This is a genomic window from Micromonospora sp. NPDC047793 (assembly GCF_040642635.1).
Classification (GTDB): Bacteria; Actinomycetota; Actinomycetes; order Mycobacteriales; family Micromonosporaceae; genus Micromonospora.
The window spans coordinates 44,047-59,928 of record NZ_JBEYSG010000001.1; the positions used below are offsets into that span (position 1 = coordinate 44,047).

Annotated in this window: 12 protein-coding genes and 1 pseudogene; 9 read left to right on the forward strand and 4 right to left on the reverse strand. The window is 70.6% G+C overall.

Annotated features, from left to right (window positions below; all coding sequences use genetic code 11):
- Window positions 1-149: 149 nt before the first annotated feature.
- The 8 genes and pseudogenes from ABZ738_RS00200 (at window position 150) to ABZ738_RS00235 (ending at window position 10,398) form a co-directional block, all read left to right on the forward strand.
- Entirely contained in the window at window positions 150-3,023 is a 2,874-nt protein-coding gene (locus ABZ738_RS00200) for a DNA polymerase III subunit gamma and tau (protein WP_357210042.1), read from the forward strand.
- Window positions 3,024-3,149: 126 nt separating this feature from the next.
- Window positions 3,150-3,458, forward strand: coding sequence for a YbaB/EbfC family nucleoid-associated protein (locus tag ABZ738_RS00205; RefSeq protein WP_236145756.1), 309 nt, complete (start codon window positions 3,150-3,152; stop codon window positions 3,456-3,458).
- An 8-nt stretch (window positions 3,459-3,466) separates the two neighbouring features.
- Entirely contained in the window at window positions 3,467-4,060 is a 594-nt protein-coding gene (recR, locus tag ABZ738_RS00210; RefSeq protein ID WP_131053469.1) for a recombination mediator RecR, read from the forward strand.
- A 260-nt stretch (window positions 4,061-4,320) separates the two neighbouring features.
- On the forward strand, window positions 4,321-5,982 hold the full coding sequence (locus tag ABZ738_RS00215) for an ABC transporter substrate-binding protein (RefSeq protein WP_131053468.1): 1,662 nt from the start codon (window positions 4,321-4,323) through the stop codon (window positions 5,980-5,982).
- 78 nt (window positions 5,983-6,060) lie between these two features.
- Entirely contained in the window at window positions 6,061-7,065 is a 1,005-nt protein-coding gene (locus ABZ738_RS00220) for an ABC transporter permease (protein WP_117227296.1), read from the forward strand.
- Window positions 7,062-8,024, forward strand: coding sequence for an ABC transporter permease (locus tag ABZ738_RS00225; protein ID WP_131053467.1), 963 nt, complete (start codon window positions 7,062-7,064; stop codon window positions 8,022-8,024). The genes ABZ738_RS00220 and ABZ738_RS00225 overlap by 4 nt, the downstream gene beginning before the upstream one ends.
- 11 nt (window positions 8,025-8,035) lie before the next feature.
- Window positions 8,036-9,058: pseudogene (locus tag ABZ738_RS00230) on the forward strand (ABC transporter ATP-binding protein); the annotation flags it as partial.
- Window positions 9,059-9,294: 236 nt separating this feature from the next.
- Complete coding sequence (locus ABZ738_RS00235) at window positions 9,295-10,398, forward strand: oligopeptide/dipeptide ABC transporter ATP-binding protein (protein WP_357210049.1); 1,104 nt, start codon at window positions 9,295-9,297, stop codon at window positions 10,396-10,398.
- 75 nt (window positions 10,399-10,473) lie between these two features.
- Here the strand turns inward: ABZ738_RS00235 and ABZ738_RS00240 are convergent, their stop codons facing one another.
- On the reverse strand, window positions 10,474-10,920 hold the full coding sequence (locus tag ABZ738_RS00240; protein WP_131053465.1) for a hypothetical protein: 447 nt from the start codon (window positions 10,918-10,920) through the stop codon (window positions 10,474-10,476).
- A complete protein-coding gene (locus ABZ738_RS00245; RefSeq protein ID WP_131053464.1) occupies window positions 10,902-11,564 on the reverse strand; it encodes an HNH endonuclease family protein in 663 nt (220 codons plus the stop codon). The genes ABZ738_RS00240 and ABZ738_RS00245 overlap by 19 nt, the downstream gene beginning before the upstream one ends.
- 108 nt (window positions 11,565-11,672) lie before the next feature.
- Between ABZ738_RS00245 and ABZ738_RS00250 the strand changes: the two genes are divergently transcribed.
- Complete coding sequence (locus ABZ738_RS00250) at window positions 11,673-13,151, forward strand: MFS transporter (protein ID WP_131053463.1); 1,479 nt, start codon at window positions 11,673-11,675, stop codon at window positions 13,149-13,151.
- 65 nt (window positions 13,152-13,216) lie between these two features.
- On the opposite strand, the gene leuA is transcribed toward ABZ738_RS00250, so the two are convergent.
- Both leuA and ABZ738_RS00260 read right to left on the reverse strand, forming a co-directional pair.
- Entirely contained in the window at window positions 13,217-14,974 is a 1,758-nt protein-coding gene (gene leuA, locus ABZ738_RS00255; RefSeq protein WP_357210054.1) for a 2-isopropylmalate synthase, read from the reverse strand.
- A 240-nt stretch (window positions 14,975-15,214) separates the two neighbouring features.
- The gene (locus ABZ738_RS00260; protein WP_131053461.1) at window positions 15,215-15,763 is read right to left on the reverse strand and encodes a nitroreductase family protein; all 549 of its coding nucleotides are present in this window, start codon (window positions 15,761-15,763) and stop codon (window positions 15,215-15,217) included.
- Window positions 15,764-15,882: the final 119 nt, after the last annotated feature.

Genomic DNA, 15,882 nt, shown 5'->3' on the forward strand with positions numbered 1-15,882 from the left:
ACAAGGGGCCCTTCCTCTACCGGAGGCGTTAACAAGGTGCCCTTCCTTGCACTCGGCGTTGCACTCCGGAGCACCCCGTTCAGCGGGGTGGGTGGTCAGTGGGGTGTGCGCGGGGCGAGAATGGCGCGGTCGAGAGGAGGCGGGACGCCGTGGCACTGGCGCTCTACCGCAAGTACCGGCCGCGCACCTTCGCCGAGGTCATCGGGCAGGAGCACGTCACCGAGCCGCTGTCGCAGGCGCTGCGCAGTGGCCGGCTCAATCACGCGTACCTCTTCTCCGGGCCGCGTGGCTGCGGCAAGACCTCCAGCGCCCGCATCCTGGCCCGGTCGCTCAACTGCGAGCACGGTCCGACCCCGGAGCCCTGCGGCACCTGTGACTCGTGTCGCTCGCTGAGCGGCGACGGGGCCGGCTCGCTCGACGTCATCGAGATCGACGCGGCCAGCCACGGTGGTGTGGACGATGCCCGTGAGCTGCGGGAGAAGGCGTTCTTCGCGCCGGCCAACAGCCGCTTCAAGATCTATGTCATCGACGAGGCGCACATGGTCTCGTCGGCCGGCTTCAACGCCCTGCTCAAGCTGGTCGAGGAGCCCCCGGAGTACGTCAAGTTCATCTTCGCCACCACCGAGCCGGAGAAGGTCCTCGGCACGATCAAGTCGCGGACCCACCACTACCCGTTCCGGCTGATCCCGCCGAAGACCCTCCGGCCGTATCTGGAGCAACTCACCGAGGCCGAGGGCGTACAGGTCGAGCCGGCGGTATTCCCGCTGGTCGTCCGCGCCGGTGGCGGTAGCGCCCGGGACAGCCTCTCGGTGCTCGACCAGCTCATCGCCGGTGCCGGCCCGGACGGGGTCAGCTATGCACGGGCCGCCGCGTTGCTCGGCGTCACCGACGCGGCGTTGATCGACGAGATGTGCGACGCGCTGGCGGCCGGAGACGGCGCGGCGGCGTACGCGACCGTCGACCGGGTGGCCGAGGCCGGGCACGACCCGCGCCGGTTCGCCTCGGACCTGCTGGAACGCCTGCGTGACCTGATCGTGCTCCAGCAGGTGCCGGATGCCGCCATCAAGGGGCTCATCGACGGGCCGGACGACCAGATCGAGCGGATGGCGGCCCAGGCCCAGCAGCTCGGGCCGGGCACGCTGTCCCGGTGCGCCGACATCGTGCACGAGGGCCTGGTGGAGATGCGCGGCACCACCGCGCCCCGGCTACTGCTGGAGCTGATCTGCGCCCGGATGCTGCTGCCCGGCGTCGACGATTCCACCGGCGGCCTACTCCAGCGCCTGGAACGGATGGAACGTCGGCTCACGCTCGCCGGCACGGACGCGCCGTCGGCCGCCGTCGGCTCCGCACCCGCGACCGAGCCCGCCGCCGTACGCTCCGCGCCTCCCGCCGCGCCCGCGGCTGCCGCCGCGCACCGGGCCGGGACCGGCACGCCGGCTGCCGCCCCCGCCTCGACCGGTCCCGCCCAGACGGGGAGTGCCGCTGTCACGTACGACTCCGACGACACCGCCCACACGGGCGGAGGTGGCTCCGGCGGCGATGCGGCTCATGCCGAGGCGGTCGCACCGCGCCGTCAGGTGCCGCCGTCGGCCGTCATGCCCGACCCGGCCACCCCGGAACCGCCCCGCCCCGGTGCGGCGGCTCCCGGCGAACTGGACGCGGTGGCCGTGCGCCGGGTCTGGCCCGAGGTGGTCGGCAAGGTCAACCGGAGCAACAAGCGGATCGCCGCGCTGATGCGGGACGCGGTGGTGCGGGACCTCGACGGTGACACGCTCGTGGTGACCGTGAAGTCGACCGTGCTGGCCAAGATGATGACCGACCACGCCCGGGTACTCACCGACGCGCTCTACGAGGAGTTGGGCGGGCGCTGGCAGATCCGGTGCGAGGTGGCCGGCGAGCGGGGCGGTATGTCGCCCGGCAACCCGCGCGCCGCCGGTGGGCCGGCTCCCGCCCGTCCGACGTCCGCCGCCGAGGCTCCGAGCCGCCCCGCCGCCGAGGCGCCGGGTCGTCCCGCTGGTGCGGGGACTCCGGTCGACAGCGGTGCGTCCGACGGCACGGCCCACCCGGGCTCCGCTGGCCGCGCTCCCGGAGGCGCCGCTGCTGCGGGTCCCGCCGGTGCGGCAGCGGCCGGTCGACCCGGCGGTGCCGACGCGGGCACTGGTGGTGGTACGAACGTCGGCCCCGGTGCTGCTGACACGGGCCGCGCCGGGGGCACGGCCGGTGGGGGCCCCGGTGGCCCGACTGGTAGCGCACGCTCCGGTGGTGCGGCCCACGCGGGCGCGCCCGGTTCTGCGCGTTCCGGTGGCGAGGGTGGTGCGGGTGTGCCCGGTGTTGCCGGGCGACCGCAGGGACGGGCCGGTGGCGGTCCGTCGGCTGCGTCGGACGAGAACGACGACGAGGGTTGGCCGGAGCCGGCGCGTCCCGGTGGCGTCACGCCGCCCGCCGAGTCGGGTGGAGCGGACGAGGACTGGCCGGAGGCGGCTCGACCGGGCGGCGCGTCCGCGTCGACCGGGGCTGCCTCGGCAGCGCAGGTCACGGTCGCGAACGGCCGGTCCGCCCCGGCGTCGGGCGGTCACGCCGTGGACGCTGCGGCAGGCCGGTCCGGCACGGCGGCCCCGCCCCGGCAGACTCCGGCGGGCAACGGCAACGGAAGCGGTGGTTCCGGTGGCGCACCGGTCAGCAGCGCGATCGCGGCGGCCCGGGCGGCGGCGGCCGGGCGGGGTCCGCGTACCGGTGCGGCGGGTACCCGTACCGCTGCGGCGGGCCGGCGGACTGCGGACGCCGAGTTCGCCGGTGAGCCCCCGTACGACCCGGACTTCGACGGTCCGGGGCGCGGCGGCGGGCGTGCCGGCGGCGGCCCAGCGGCGACGGCGCCGGCCTACGAGGGTTTCGACCCGGGCGACGAACCGGGGGACGAGGTCATCGACGAGAAGACCGCCCGGGAGTCGGGTGAGGAGCAGGCGGTACGTCTGCTGCGGGAGGCGTTCGGCGCCGAGAAGATCGACGAGGTGCCGACCCGCTGACCCCACGGGTCCGTCCGACGGGCGGGGTGTGGCCGCCGGAGTGTGGTCGGTGGGCATGGTTAGGGTGGGCGTGGTCTTGTATGACGAGTCAAGGGAGCGATCGTGCGGCCTGGTGGACAGCCGAACATGCAGCAGATGCTGAAGCAGGCGCAGAAGATGCAGCAGCAGATCGCCCAGGCGCAGGCCGAGTTGGCCGAGGCCGAGGTGACCGGCACCGCCGGTGGTGGTCTGGTCACCGCGACCGTGTCCGGTGCCGGTGAGATCAAGAGCATCAAGATCGACCCGAAGGCGGTCGACCCGGAGGACGTGGAGACCCTGGAGGATCTGGTCCTCGCGGCGCTGCACAACGCCACTGCGGCGGTCCGGGAACTGACCGACCAGAAGATGGGCCCGGTCGCGGGTGGGATGGGCGGCCTCGGCCTGCCCGGGTTCTGAGCCACCCGATGTACGAGGGTGCCATCCAGGATCTGATCGACGAGTTGGGGCGTCTGCCGGGCGTGGGCCCGAAGAGCGCCCAGCGGATCGCCTTCCACGTCCTGTCGGCGGATCCGGCCGACGTGAACCGGCTGGCCGGTGCGCTGCGCAAGGTCAAGGACCTGGTGCGCTTCTGCACCACCTGCTACAACGTCGCCGAGTCCGAGCAGTGCCGGATCTGCCGCGATCCGCGCCGCGGCAACGAGGTGATCTGCGTGGTCGAGGAGCCGAAGGACGTCGTCGCGATCGAGCGAACCGGTGAGTTCCGGGGGCGGTACCACGTGCTCGGCGGGGCGATCAATCCGCTGGAGGGCATCGGGCCGGACAACCTGCGCATCCGGGAACTGTTGGTCCGGCTGAGCGACGGCGAGGTGCGGGAGTTGATCCTCGCCACCGACCCGAACACCGAGGGCGAGGCGACCGCGACGTACCTCGCCCTCATGGTCAAGCCGATGGGGATCTCGGTGACCAGGCTGGCCAGTGGCCTGCCGGTCGGCGGCGACCTGGAGTACGCCGACGAGATCACCCTGGGCCGTGCTTTCGAGGGCCGCCGGGCGGTCTGATCGAGGGCCGGTGGGTGTGACACCGCCGTCGACGGCCGTCCGAAACACGTAACAGATTGATATCGATTATTCGCGGCTTTCGGCCCTTTTTGTCCCATGGCCTGTGAGCGTGCCTCCTGGTGGCCGGTCACTAAGGACACGATCCGGTACCAAGAGCTTCGCGCGCCGTTTCCCGGCGGTCGAAGTGGGAGCTATGGTCACCGCGATCGGTGACCCTGTCACCACGTTGTCCGTACCCCCAAGGACGAGGTGAAGCACCCATGCGTGCATCCAGGCCGAAGGTCGCTATCGCGGCCGTGGCGGCCGCGGCCCTCGCGGTAGCAGGCTGTGCCGAAAGCGATCGCGAAGGTTCCAGCGGTAGTAGCAACGAGACCCTCGTCTTCGGCGTCGCCGGAGACCCGAAGGTGCTCGACCCCAGCTTCGCCAGCGACGGTGAGTCGCTGCGTGTGGCGCGTCAGGTCTTCGAGACGCTGGTCCGCCCCGAGGAGGGCGGCACCAAGGTCAGCCCCGGCCTCGCCGAGTCCTGGGAGCCCGACGCGGCGGGTACGACCTGGACCTTCAAGCTGCGCTCCGGCGTGAAGTTCCACGACGGCACCGACTTCAACGCCGAGGCCGTCTGCACGAACTTCGACCGCTGGTACAACGCCAAGGGCCTCATGCAGAGCCCGGACGTGACGGCGTACTGGCAGGACATCATGGGTGGCTTCGCCGCCAACGAGGACGACACTCTCCCGGAGAGCCTCTTCAAGTCCTGCACCGCCACCGACGCGACCACGGTCAGCCTGGCCTTCACCCGGGTCTCCAGCAAGATCCCGGCCGCCCTGATGCTGCCGTCGTTCTCGATCCACAGTCCCAAGGCGCTGCAGGAGCACGACGCCAGCAACGTCACGGGCAGCGCGGACGACATCAAGTACCCGGCGTACGCGACCGAGCACCCGACCGGTACCGGTCCGTTCAAGTTCAAGTCCTGGGACGTCCCGAACAAGACGCTGACCCTGGAGCGCAACGAGGACTACTGGGGCGACAAGGCCAAGCTCAAGAGCCTGATCTTCCGCACCATCTCGGACGAGAACGCGCGCAAGCAGGCGCTGCGTTCCGGTGACATCCAGGGCTACGACCTGGTCGGACCGGCCGACGTCGAGCCGCTCAAGGGCGAGGGCTTCAACGTCCTGACCCGCCCGGCCTTCAACATCCTCTACCTGGCGATCAACCAGAAGGGGAACCCGAAGCTGGCCGACATCAAGGTCCGGCAGGCGCTGGCGCACGCGATCAACCGTCAGGCGCTGGTCGACTCGAAGCTGCCCCCGGGCGCCCAGGTCGCGGTGAACTTCTTCCCCGAGACCGTCGAGGGCTGGAACGGCGACGTCACCAAGTACGACTACGACGTCGAGAAGGCCAAGTCGCTGCTGGCCGAGGCCGGCGCGTCGGACCTGACCCTGCGGTTCCACTACCCGACCGAGGTCACCCGGCCCTACATGCCGAACCCGAAGGACCTGTTCGAGCTGGTCTCGGCGGACCTCCAGGCGGCCGGCATCAAGATCGAGCCGATCCCGCTGAAGTGGAGCCCGGACTACCTCAACGCCACCACCTCCGGCTCCGCGCACGACCTGCACTTCCTCGGCTGGACCGGTGACTACGGCGACGGTTACAACTTCATCGGTACGTTCTTCGACCGGCAGAAGGACGAGTGGGGTTTCAACAACCCCGCGCTGTTCGAGAAGTTCAAGCAGGCGGACACCACCGCGGACCAGGCGGCCAAGGTGGCTCTCTACAAGGAGATCAACGCCGACATCATGAACTTCCTGCCCGGTGTGCCGATCTCGCACGCACCGCCGGCCATCGTGTTCGGCAAGGACGTGACCGGGGTCAAGGCGAGCCCGCTCACCGACGAGCGGTTCTCCACCGCCGAGTTCAAGTCCTGATCTGACGCAAACAGAACGCGGGCGGGCGCTGTACCACAGCGCCCGCCCGCTACCCTCAGCACACCCTTCGAGGCCGCCGTGTTCCGGTTCATCGTCAGACGCCTCCTGCAGCTGATACCCACGCTGTTCGGGCTCTCCATTCTGTTGTTCATCTGGCTCCGGCGGTTGCCCGGCGGCCCCGAGACCGCCATCCTCGGCGAGCGGGGCACGCCCGAGATGCGCGCCGCGATCCGCCGCAATCTCGGCCTCGACGAGCCGATCCTGATCCAGTACGGCCGGTTCGTGCGGCGGATGGTCCGCCTGGATCTGGGCACGTCGATCTCCACCAAGCGCGAGGTCACCACGGAGTTCCTCCAGCGCTTCCCCGGCACCGTCGAGCTGACCGTCACCGCGATGGTGATCGCGATCGGCATCGGTATCCCGCTCGGCTATCTGGCCGCCCGCCGACGCGGCCGTTTCCTCGACCACGCCTCCGTCGGCGGGTCGCTGATCGGCATCTGCATCCCGGTCTTCTTCCTGGCGTACGTGCTGAAGGCGATCTTCTCGGAGAACCTCGGCTGGTTCCCCTCCAGCGGCCGGCAGGACCCGACGATCGGCGCCACCCGGATCACCAACTTCTTCGTGCTGGACGGGCTGATGACCCGGGAGTGGGACGCCGCCGCCGACGCGCTGTGGCATCTGGTCCTGCCCGGGCTCGCACTGGCCAGCATCCCGCTGGCGATCATCGTCCGGATCACCCGGGCCAGCGTGCTGGAGGTGCTCAACGAGGACTTCGTCCGCACCGCCGAGGCCAAGGGCCTGACCGAGAACGTCGTACGCCGCCGGCACGTCCTGCGCAACGCGATGCTCCCGGTGGTGACCTCGATCGGTCTGCTCACCGGCGGTCTGCTCTCCGGTGCGGTGCTCACCGAGACCGTCTTCGCGTTCAGCGGGATCGGCGCCTTCCTCGCCGAGGCCATCAACCAGCGCGACTATCCGGTCCTGATGGGCTTCATCATGATCATTGCGGTGGTGTACGTGCTGGTGAACCTGATCGTGGACCTCTCGTACAGCCTGATCGACCCGAGGGTGAGGGTCCGATGACGATCATCAGTGGCAAGAAGCGCGAGAAGATCGACCGGCTCGCCGAACTCGCCGCGCGCGAGGAGGAGCGGGGCGTCAGCCTGTGGCAGGACGCCTTCCGGCGGCTGCGGCGCAACCCGGCGGCAATCATCGGTGCCGTCATCCTGGCCATCTTCGTGCTGGTGGCGCTGATCGGCCCGTTCCTGGTGCCGTACGGCCCGACGGACACGATGGGCATCCGCGAAGGCGTGATCCGGCCGGGCACCATCCCCGGCCCCTCCAGCGAGCACTGGTTCGGCTACGACCACCAGGGTCGGGACGTGTTCAGCCGGATGGTGGTGGGTGCCCGGCAGACCCTGCTGGTCGGCGTGGTGGCCACCCTGATCGGTCTGGCCGTCGGCGCGCTGATCGGTGGCGTCGCGGGTGCCGCCGCCGGCCTGGGCGGCCGCTGGGGACGCTGGATCGACAGCATCCTGATGCGGTTCATCGACATGCTGCTGGCGCTGCCCAGCCTGCTGCTCGCGGTCAGCATCGCCGCCCTGCTCGGCCGGAGCCTGACCACCGTGATGATCGCGGTCGGCATGGTCTCGGTGCCGGTCTTCGCCCGGCTGCTGCGCGGCTCGATGATCGTGCAGTCGAACAGCGACTACGTCCTCGCCGCCACCTCGCTCGGCGTACGCAAGTCGAAGATCGCGCTGACCCACGTACTCCCCAACTCGCTCGCCCCGGTCATCGTCCAGGCGACGCTGACCCTGGCCACCGCGATCATCGAGGCCGCCGCGCTCTCCTTCCTCGGGCTCGGCAACCCCAACTCGGCCACCCCGGAGTGGGGCGTCATGCTGGCCGACGCGCAGCAGTACCTCGGGGTACGCCCGGAGCTGGCCATCTATCCGGCGGTCGCCATCATCATCACCGCCCTGGGATTCACCCTGCTCGGTGAGGCGATGCGCGAGGCCCTCGATCCGAAGCTGCGGAAGTAGGAGGGTTCGTAATGGCACTACTCGAAGTGAACGACCTCTCCGTCACCTTCGCCCGGCGCGGTCAGCGCGCCGTGCACGCCGTCGACGGGGTGTCCTTCTCGGTCGACGCCGGTCAGGTCGTCGGCCTCGTCGGCGAGTCCGGCTGCGGCAAGTCGGTGACCTCGCTCGCCATCATGGGTCTGCTGCCCAAGCAGCCCGGCCTGCGGGTCGGCGGCAAGGCGGTGTTCGACGGCACGGACCTGCTCCAGCTCGACGACCGGTCCCGGCGGGACATCCGGGGCCGCGACGTCGCGATGATCTTCCAGGACCCGCTGTCGTCCCTGAACCCGGTCGTACCGATCGGACTCCAGGTCACCGAGGTGCTGACCCGGCACCGGGGGATGAAGGGCGCCGCCGCGGCGAAGGAGGCCGCCGCACTGCTGGACCGGGTCGGCATCCCCGACCCGACGCGGCGGCTCAAGGAGTACCCGCACCAGCTCTCCGGCGGGATGCGGCAGCGCGCCCTGATCGCGATGGCGGTGGCCTGCCAGCCCCGGCTGCTGATCGCTGACGAGCCGACCACGGCGCTGGACGTCACCATCCAGGCGCAGATCCTGGAACTCCTCAAGGACCTGGTCCGGGACTCCGGCACCGCGCTGGTGATGATCACGCACGATCTGGGCGTGGTCGCCGGCATGTGCGACACGATCAACGTGCTCTACGGCGGCCGGGTGGTGGAGACCGCCCGGCGACGTCCACTGTTCCGCGAGCCCCGACACCCGTACACGGTGGGGCTGCTCGGCTCGGTGCCGCGCCTGGACGCCGGGCGCGGCGAGCGGCTCACCCCGATCCCCGGCTCGGTGCGCGACCTGCTGCCCTGGCCGGAGGGCTGCGCCTTCGCGCCGCGCTGCACCCGCCGGGTGGACGCCTGCGTCGGCCAGCCGCCGGAGCTGGTGCTCACCCATGCCGGCCGCAGTTACCGTTGCGTCAACCCGGCCCCGGTGTCGGACCCCTCGCCGGCTGCGCCGTCCGCCGAGGCTGCACCATCCGCACCGTCCGCTGAGGCTGTGTCGTCCGTCGGGGCTGCACCGTCCGCCGAGGCCGGGACGTCTGCCGAAGCGCCGTCGTCCGTCGAGGTCGACCCGTCTGCCGAGGTCCACCCGTCTGCCGGGCCATCGGCGGATGCTGAGGCTGCGGCGGTCGCTGAGGCACCGCCGGCTGCTGAGGCAGCCGCGCCCGTCGAGGCGTCGGGTACCGGCCAGGTGCCCGCGCCGCGCGAGGAGGAGAAGTCATGACCGAGAGCGATGTCCTCGTCGAGGTACGGGATCTCAAGGTGCACTTCCCGATCAAGCGGGGGGTGCTGTTCGACCGGACGGTCGGCCACGTCAAGGCGGTCGACGGCGTCGACCTGAGCATCTCGCGCGGACAGACGTACGGCCTGGTCGGCGAGTCGGGCTGCGGCAAGTCCACGCTCGGTCGTGCGCTGCTCCAGCTCAACCCGCCCACGGCGGGCGAGGTGCGCTTCGACGGGGTGGAGTTGACCACGCTGGCACCGCGCAGGCTGCGGACCATGCGGCGGCGAATGCAGATGATCTTCCAGGACCCGATGTCCAGCCTCGACCCGAGGCAGAACGTCGAGTCCATCCTCACCGAGGGCCTGCAGACGCACGGCATCGGTGGCGACCGAGACGGCCGCAGGAAGATCATCGGCGAGACGCTGGACAAGGTGGGCCTGCCCCGTTGGGCGTTGTCCCGCTATCCGCACGAGTTCTCCGGCGGCCAGCGGCAGCGCATCGGGATCGCCCGCGCGCTGGTGCTCGGGCCGGAGCTGATCGTCGCCGACGAGCCGGTCTCCGCCCTGGACGTGTCGATCCAGGCGCAGGTGATCAACCTGCTCGACGAGTTGCAGGACAGCCTCGGCCTCACCTATCTGGTGATCGCGCACGACCTGGCGGTGGTGCGGCACATCTCCGACACTGTCGGCGTGATGTACCTCGGCGGTCTGGTCGAGGAGGCGCCGAGTGACCGGCTCTACACCGAGCCGCTGCACCCGTACACCCGGGCGTTGATGTCGGCGGTGCCGGTGCCGGACCCGGACGTGGAGGACCGCCGGGAGCGGATCCTGCTCTCCGGTGACCTGCCCTCGCCGGCCAACCCGCCGTCGGGCTGCCGCTTCCACACCCGTTGCCCGTGGGCGCAGCCGACGCGGTGCGCCGACGAGCGGCCGGTGCTGCGGGAGATCGGTGGCAGTCGGGTCGCGTGTCACTTCGCCGAGCAGATCGCCAGCGGCGAACTGCGGCCGCACAGGGTGAGTGCGGAGATCGTCCGCCCGGAGGGCGAGGGCGAGGAGCCCGGCGTGGTCTCCGCACCCAGCGAGCCCGGCACGTTCGTCTAGCTGAGCTGTTAGCAGGGGTCCCTTTCTATGCCGTAGGCGTTAGAAAGGGACCCCTCCTTACATCAACACCCGGGATCAGCCCTCGGGGCGGTTCAGCAGGCCGACCGCGATGCTGTGCACCGCGTCCAGCCCGGCGGCGTCGGCCAGCGCCGCGCTGCCGCCGGTGACCGCGTACCACTCGTCGGCGTCCTTGTACTGGACGTGGAGGGTGACCCGGCCGTCGGCGAGGTCGGTGCGCAGGGTCAACTCCCCGGTGACCACGCCGACCTCGTCGGTCATCACCCCACCCGGTCCGGGCACGACGTCCGTGGTCCGGCTCTGCGGGCCGGTGGCGCCACCGGCGTCGGCGGTCATGCCGGCACCGGGTACCTCCACCTCACCCGCGGCCGCTCCGTCGGCGGTCATCCCGGCGGTGGCCGGGCCGGGGCTGCCGGTGGCCGCCGCGGCGTCGTCCCCACCCGCGTCGGGCGTCCGCTCGGGTGCCGGGGTGCCGCCGGCTCCGGTTACGGCTTGCTCTCCCATGTGCAGCCCTCCAACATGTCGGCCAGCGCGGCCTTCTCAGCACTGGTGATCGTGAGCTTCCAGTGGTGCTTCACCGCCACCCAGTCGCCGGCATACTGGCACCAGTATGACCGGTTTGGCGGTTTCCACTGGGACGGATCCTGATCACCCTTTGCCCGGTTGGAGGAGGCCGAAACCGCGAAGAGCTGCGGCCGGTCGAGGTCGTTCGCGAAATCACTCCGCTTCGAGTCTTCCCACTCGTCGGCGCCGGAGCGCCACGCGTTGGCGAGCGGGACCATGTGGTCGATGTCCACGCTGGACGGGTCGGTGAAGGTCCGCCCGTCGTACACGCTCTCCCAGTTGCCACCCACCACGTTGCACCCGGAGTGCTGGATGTCCTTGCCGTCGCGTTCCAGCACGGTGTCCCGGACGTCGCAGTTCTGGCCGGTCTTGCGCCAGTGCGAGAAACGGTTGCGGCTGTAGCCGCGCATCGGGTTGGCTTCGGCGACGGTCAGTTCGGAGAGCATCTGGGTGGCGGTGCCGCCGTCACCGCTGGTGGGCGACACCTCCGGCTCCACCAACTCGACGCAACCGGCCGCGCCTAGGGTCAGCGCCGCGACGAGCGCGAGCGCCCCCAGGGCGCGAGGTCCTGATCTGGTACGCACAGACGACACCTCTCCAGCTTGCGGGCTTTCGGCGATCCCGCACAGTACCCGGGCCCAGTTTCGGCGATTCGTGGTGTCTCACGTATGGCGCACGGCACATTGGTAGTCATGCCCGAAACCGCGCCCGCCCTCCGGCTGAAGTCGCATGCCGGTCGAGGCACCCTGGCCGCCGCCGTCCTCGCCTCCGGCATGGTCTTCCTGGACACCACCGTGGTCAACGTGGCCCTGCCCCGACTCGGCGCCGAACTGGGCGCCTCGGTGGCGGGCCTACAGTGGACGGTCAACGGATACCTGCTCACGTTGGCCGCGTTCGTGCTGCTCGGCGGGGCTCTCGGGGACCGCTTCGGGCGACGGCGGATCTTCCTGCTGGGCGTGGTCTGGTTCACCGTCGCCTCGGTGCTGTGCGGGCTGGCGCTGCGTACCGACTGGTTGGTGGCCGCGCGGTTCCTCCAGGGTGCCGGCGGCGCGCTGCTCACCCCCGGCTCGCTGTCGCTGCTCCAGGCCAGCTTCCACCCGGACGACCGGGGCAAGGTGATCGGGGCGTGGTCCGGGCTCTCCGGCGTCTCCACCGCCCTCGGCCCGTTCATCGGCGGATGGCTGATCGACGCGCTCTCCTGGCGGTGGATCTTCTTCCTGAACCTGCCGCTGGCCGTGCTGGTGGTGCTGGCCGCGCTGCGCTGGGTGCCGGAGAGCCGGGACGAGAGCGCCTCGCGTAGCCGGGACGGGCGCCGACGCTTCGACGTGGCCGGTGCACTGCTCGGCGCGGTGGCACTGGCCGGGGTCACGTACGCGCTCGTCGACGCGCCGGGTCGCGGGATCAGCTCACCTGCCGTGCTGGTGTCGGCCCTGGTCGCGGTGCTGGCCGCGCTGGCGTTCGTGCTCGTGGAGCGGCGTCGCGGCGAGACCGCGATGCTGCCCACCGGCCTGTTCGGCAGCCGACTCTTCTCGGTGCTGAACGTCTTCACCGTGCTGGTGTACGCCGCACTCGGCGGGTTCACGTTCTTCTTCGCCGTCTACCTGCAGAACGTGGTCGGCTGGTCGGCGCTGCTCACCGGCCTGGCCCTGCTGCCGATGACGGTGCTGCTGCTGGTCGGCTCGCCCAAGGCCGGAGCGTTGTCGGCGAAGATCGGGCCGAGGCTGCCGCTGACCGTCGGCCCGGTGCTGGCCGCCGTCGGGCTGCTGATGCTGCGGGAGGTGGACGCGGGTGCGTCGTACTGGCGGCAGGTGCTGCCCGGGGTGGTGCTGTTCGGCGCCGGGCTGACCCTGGTGGTGGCGCCGTTGACCGCGTCCGTGCTGGCCGCCGTGGCGGACCGCTTCGCCGGGGTGGCCAGCGGCTTCAACAACGCCGCGTCCCGGGTGGGTGGCCTGCTGGCGGTGGCCGCGTTGCCGCTGCTGGTCGGGCTCACCGGCACGGGCTACGAGCAGCCCGCCGAACTCACCGCCGCGTACCGGGGCGCGCTGCTCTGGTGCGCCGGCCTGCTGGTGGTCGGGGCGATCGTCGCCGCACTTCTGGTACGCCGGCCGACCCGCCGTGCACCGCCCGCACAACCCTGCCACTCGATGCCGGTCTCCACGCCGGACGGATGATCTCTGCGATGTAAGGAGGGGTCCCCTGCTATGCACGAGGCGTTAGCAGGGGACCCCTCCTTACATCAGCGACGGGCGCGGTTGATGGCGCTGGTGACCGCCTTGACGGAGGCGGTGACGATGTTCGCGTCCATGCCGACGCCCCAGACCGTCCGGCCGTCCACCTCGCACTCCACGTACGCGGCCGCCTGCGCGTCCCCGCCGGAGGAGAGCGCGTGCTCGTGGTAGTCGAGCACCCGTACGCTCACCCCGGCCGAGCCGAGCGCGTTCACGTACGCGTCGATCGGGCCGTTGCCGATCGCGTTCACCGAACGGGCCCGACCGTCCACCCCGACCTGCGCGGTGATCTCGACCTTGCCGTCGGCGCTGCCGATCTCGTACTCGGTCAGCGTCACCGCCGGGTCGCTCTGGTGGTCGAGCAGGTACTGCGCGGCGAAGATCTGCCACATGGTGTCCGGGCCGACCTCGCCACCGTCGTGGTCGGTGACCTGCTGCACCACGCCGGAGAACTCGATCTGGAGCCGTCGGGGCAGGTCCAGTTGGTGCTCGGTCTTCATGATGTACGCGACGCCGCCCTTGCCGGACTGCGAGTTGACCCGGATCACCGCCTCGTAGCTGCGGCCCAGGTCCTTCGGGTCGATCGGCAGGTACGGCACGGCCCAGGTGAAGTCGTCGACGGGTACGCCGGCCGCCGCCGCGTCGGCGTTCAGCGCGGCGAAGCCCTTGTTGATGGCGTCCTGGTGGGAGCCGGAGAAGGCGGTGTAGACCAGGTCACCGGCGTACGGGTGGCGCTCGTGCACGGGCAGTTGGTTGCAGTACTCGACGGCCCGCTTGATCTCGTCGATGTCGGAGAAGTCGATCATCGGGTCGATGCCCTGGGAGAAGAGGTTCAGGCCCAGCGTCACCAGGTCGACGTTGCCGGTGCGTTCGCCGTTGCCGAAGAGGCACCCCTCGATCCGGTCGGCGCCGGCCAGCAGGCCCAGCTCGGCGGCGGCGACGCCGGTGCCCCGGTCGTTGTGCGGGTGCAGGCTGAGCACCAGGCTGTCGCGTCGGGGCAGGTGCCGGTGCATCCACTCGATCGAGTCGGCGTACACGTTCGGCATGGCCATCTCGACCGTGGCGGGCAGGTTGACGATCAGCTTGCGGTCCGGCGTGGGGTCGACGACCTCGATGACCTTGGCGCAGACCTCCAGCGCGTACTCCAGCTCGGTGCCGGTGTACGACTCCGGCGAGTACTCGTAGTAGATCTCGGTGTCCGGCGTGTGGATCTCCGCGTACTTCTGGCAGAGCCGGGCGCCGGTGGTGGCGATGTCGGCGATGCCGTCGCGGTCCAGCCCGAAGACCACCCGTCGTTGCAGCGTGGAGGTGGAGTTGTAGAAGTGCACGATCGCCCGGCGCGCACCGCGCAGCGCCTCGAAGGTGCGGTCGATGAGGTGTTCCCGGCACTGGGTCAGCACCTGGATCGTGACGTCGGCGGGGATCATGTCCTGCTCGATGAGCTGCCGGACGAACTCGTAGTCGGTCTGGCTGGCCGACGGGAAACCGACCTCGATCTCCTTGTAGCCCATCTGGACCAGGAGCTGGAACATCCGGCGCTTGCGCTCCGGCGACATCGGGTCGATCAGTGCCTGGTTGCCGTCGCGCAGGTCGACCGCGCACCAGCGCGGCGCGGTCTCGACGTGCCGGGTCGGCCAGGTGCGGTCCGGCAGGTCGATGCGGAACTGCTGCTGGTAGGGCTGGTAGCGGCGGTGCGGCATCTGGCTGGGACGTTGCCGGGCGATGGCATCGGAGTCAACGTCGGTGGGGCCGGCTGGGTGAGCCATGGCGGACTTCTCCTGGGGTCATGTGTCGTCAGCGACGGGGGTCGGCAGGAATGCCGAGCGAAAGATCCGGGACGGTGCTGGCGGCGCGGTTCGACTCCGCGACGAGGTGCCGGCCGTCAGGCCTCGTCGCGGCGACCAAGGAGAAGGTGCGCCTGCCACATGACAGGGTGACCCTACGTGATGGGACGTGGTGTGGGAAAGGTCCGTCCGGAGTATGGGATGGAAATTGCGCCTACCGGATCAGATGACGATCTCGCCGCAGCTCAGGACGAGTTCGGAGAGAGGGCGACGGTGCCGCAGACTGGTCTCATCGGCCAGGAGGTCGGCCGGAAGGCTCAACGGATCGCCGAGTTGGCCGACCGCCACCACCACGTACGGTCGCACATCGGCGGGAAGGTCGAGATCGGCGATCAGTCCGGCCCGGTCGAAATCGGTCACCTGTCGTACGTGCAGTCCCCGCGCGGTGGCCTGCACGGTGAGGTGGGCCACCGCCTGCCCGAGGTCGTACGCGGCGAACGCCTGCTCGGTCCGCCGGTACGCGCCGAGCACCAGCGCACCGGCGCGCCCGGCCCACCGCTGCTCGGCCGGGGCGAGGTTGACCAGGATCCGCTTGAAGGTCTGGTCGTCGCGGTGTCCGAGGGCGAACCGCCAGGGCTGCCGGTTGCCGACCGACGGCGCCCACCGGGCCGCCTCCAGCAGGGTGGCCGCCTCGGCCCGGGGCAGTTCCGCGACCGGGTCGAAGGAGCGTGGGCTCCAGCGGAAGGCCAGTACGGGGGTGAGGTCGGTCATGTGCAGAAGCGTCCTTTATGGGGGATTTGGTGGTGTTGTCAGGGGGGTTGAATGTGGGAAACGACACCCGTAACGGGACGACCGGCCGGGCGTTGCCGAGCGCGCACCCCGACGCCGCA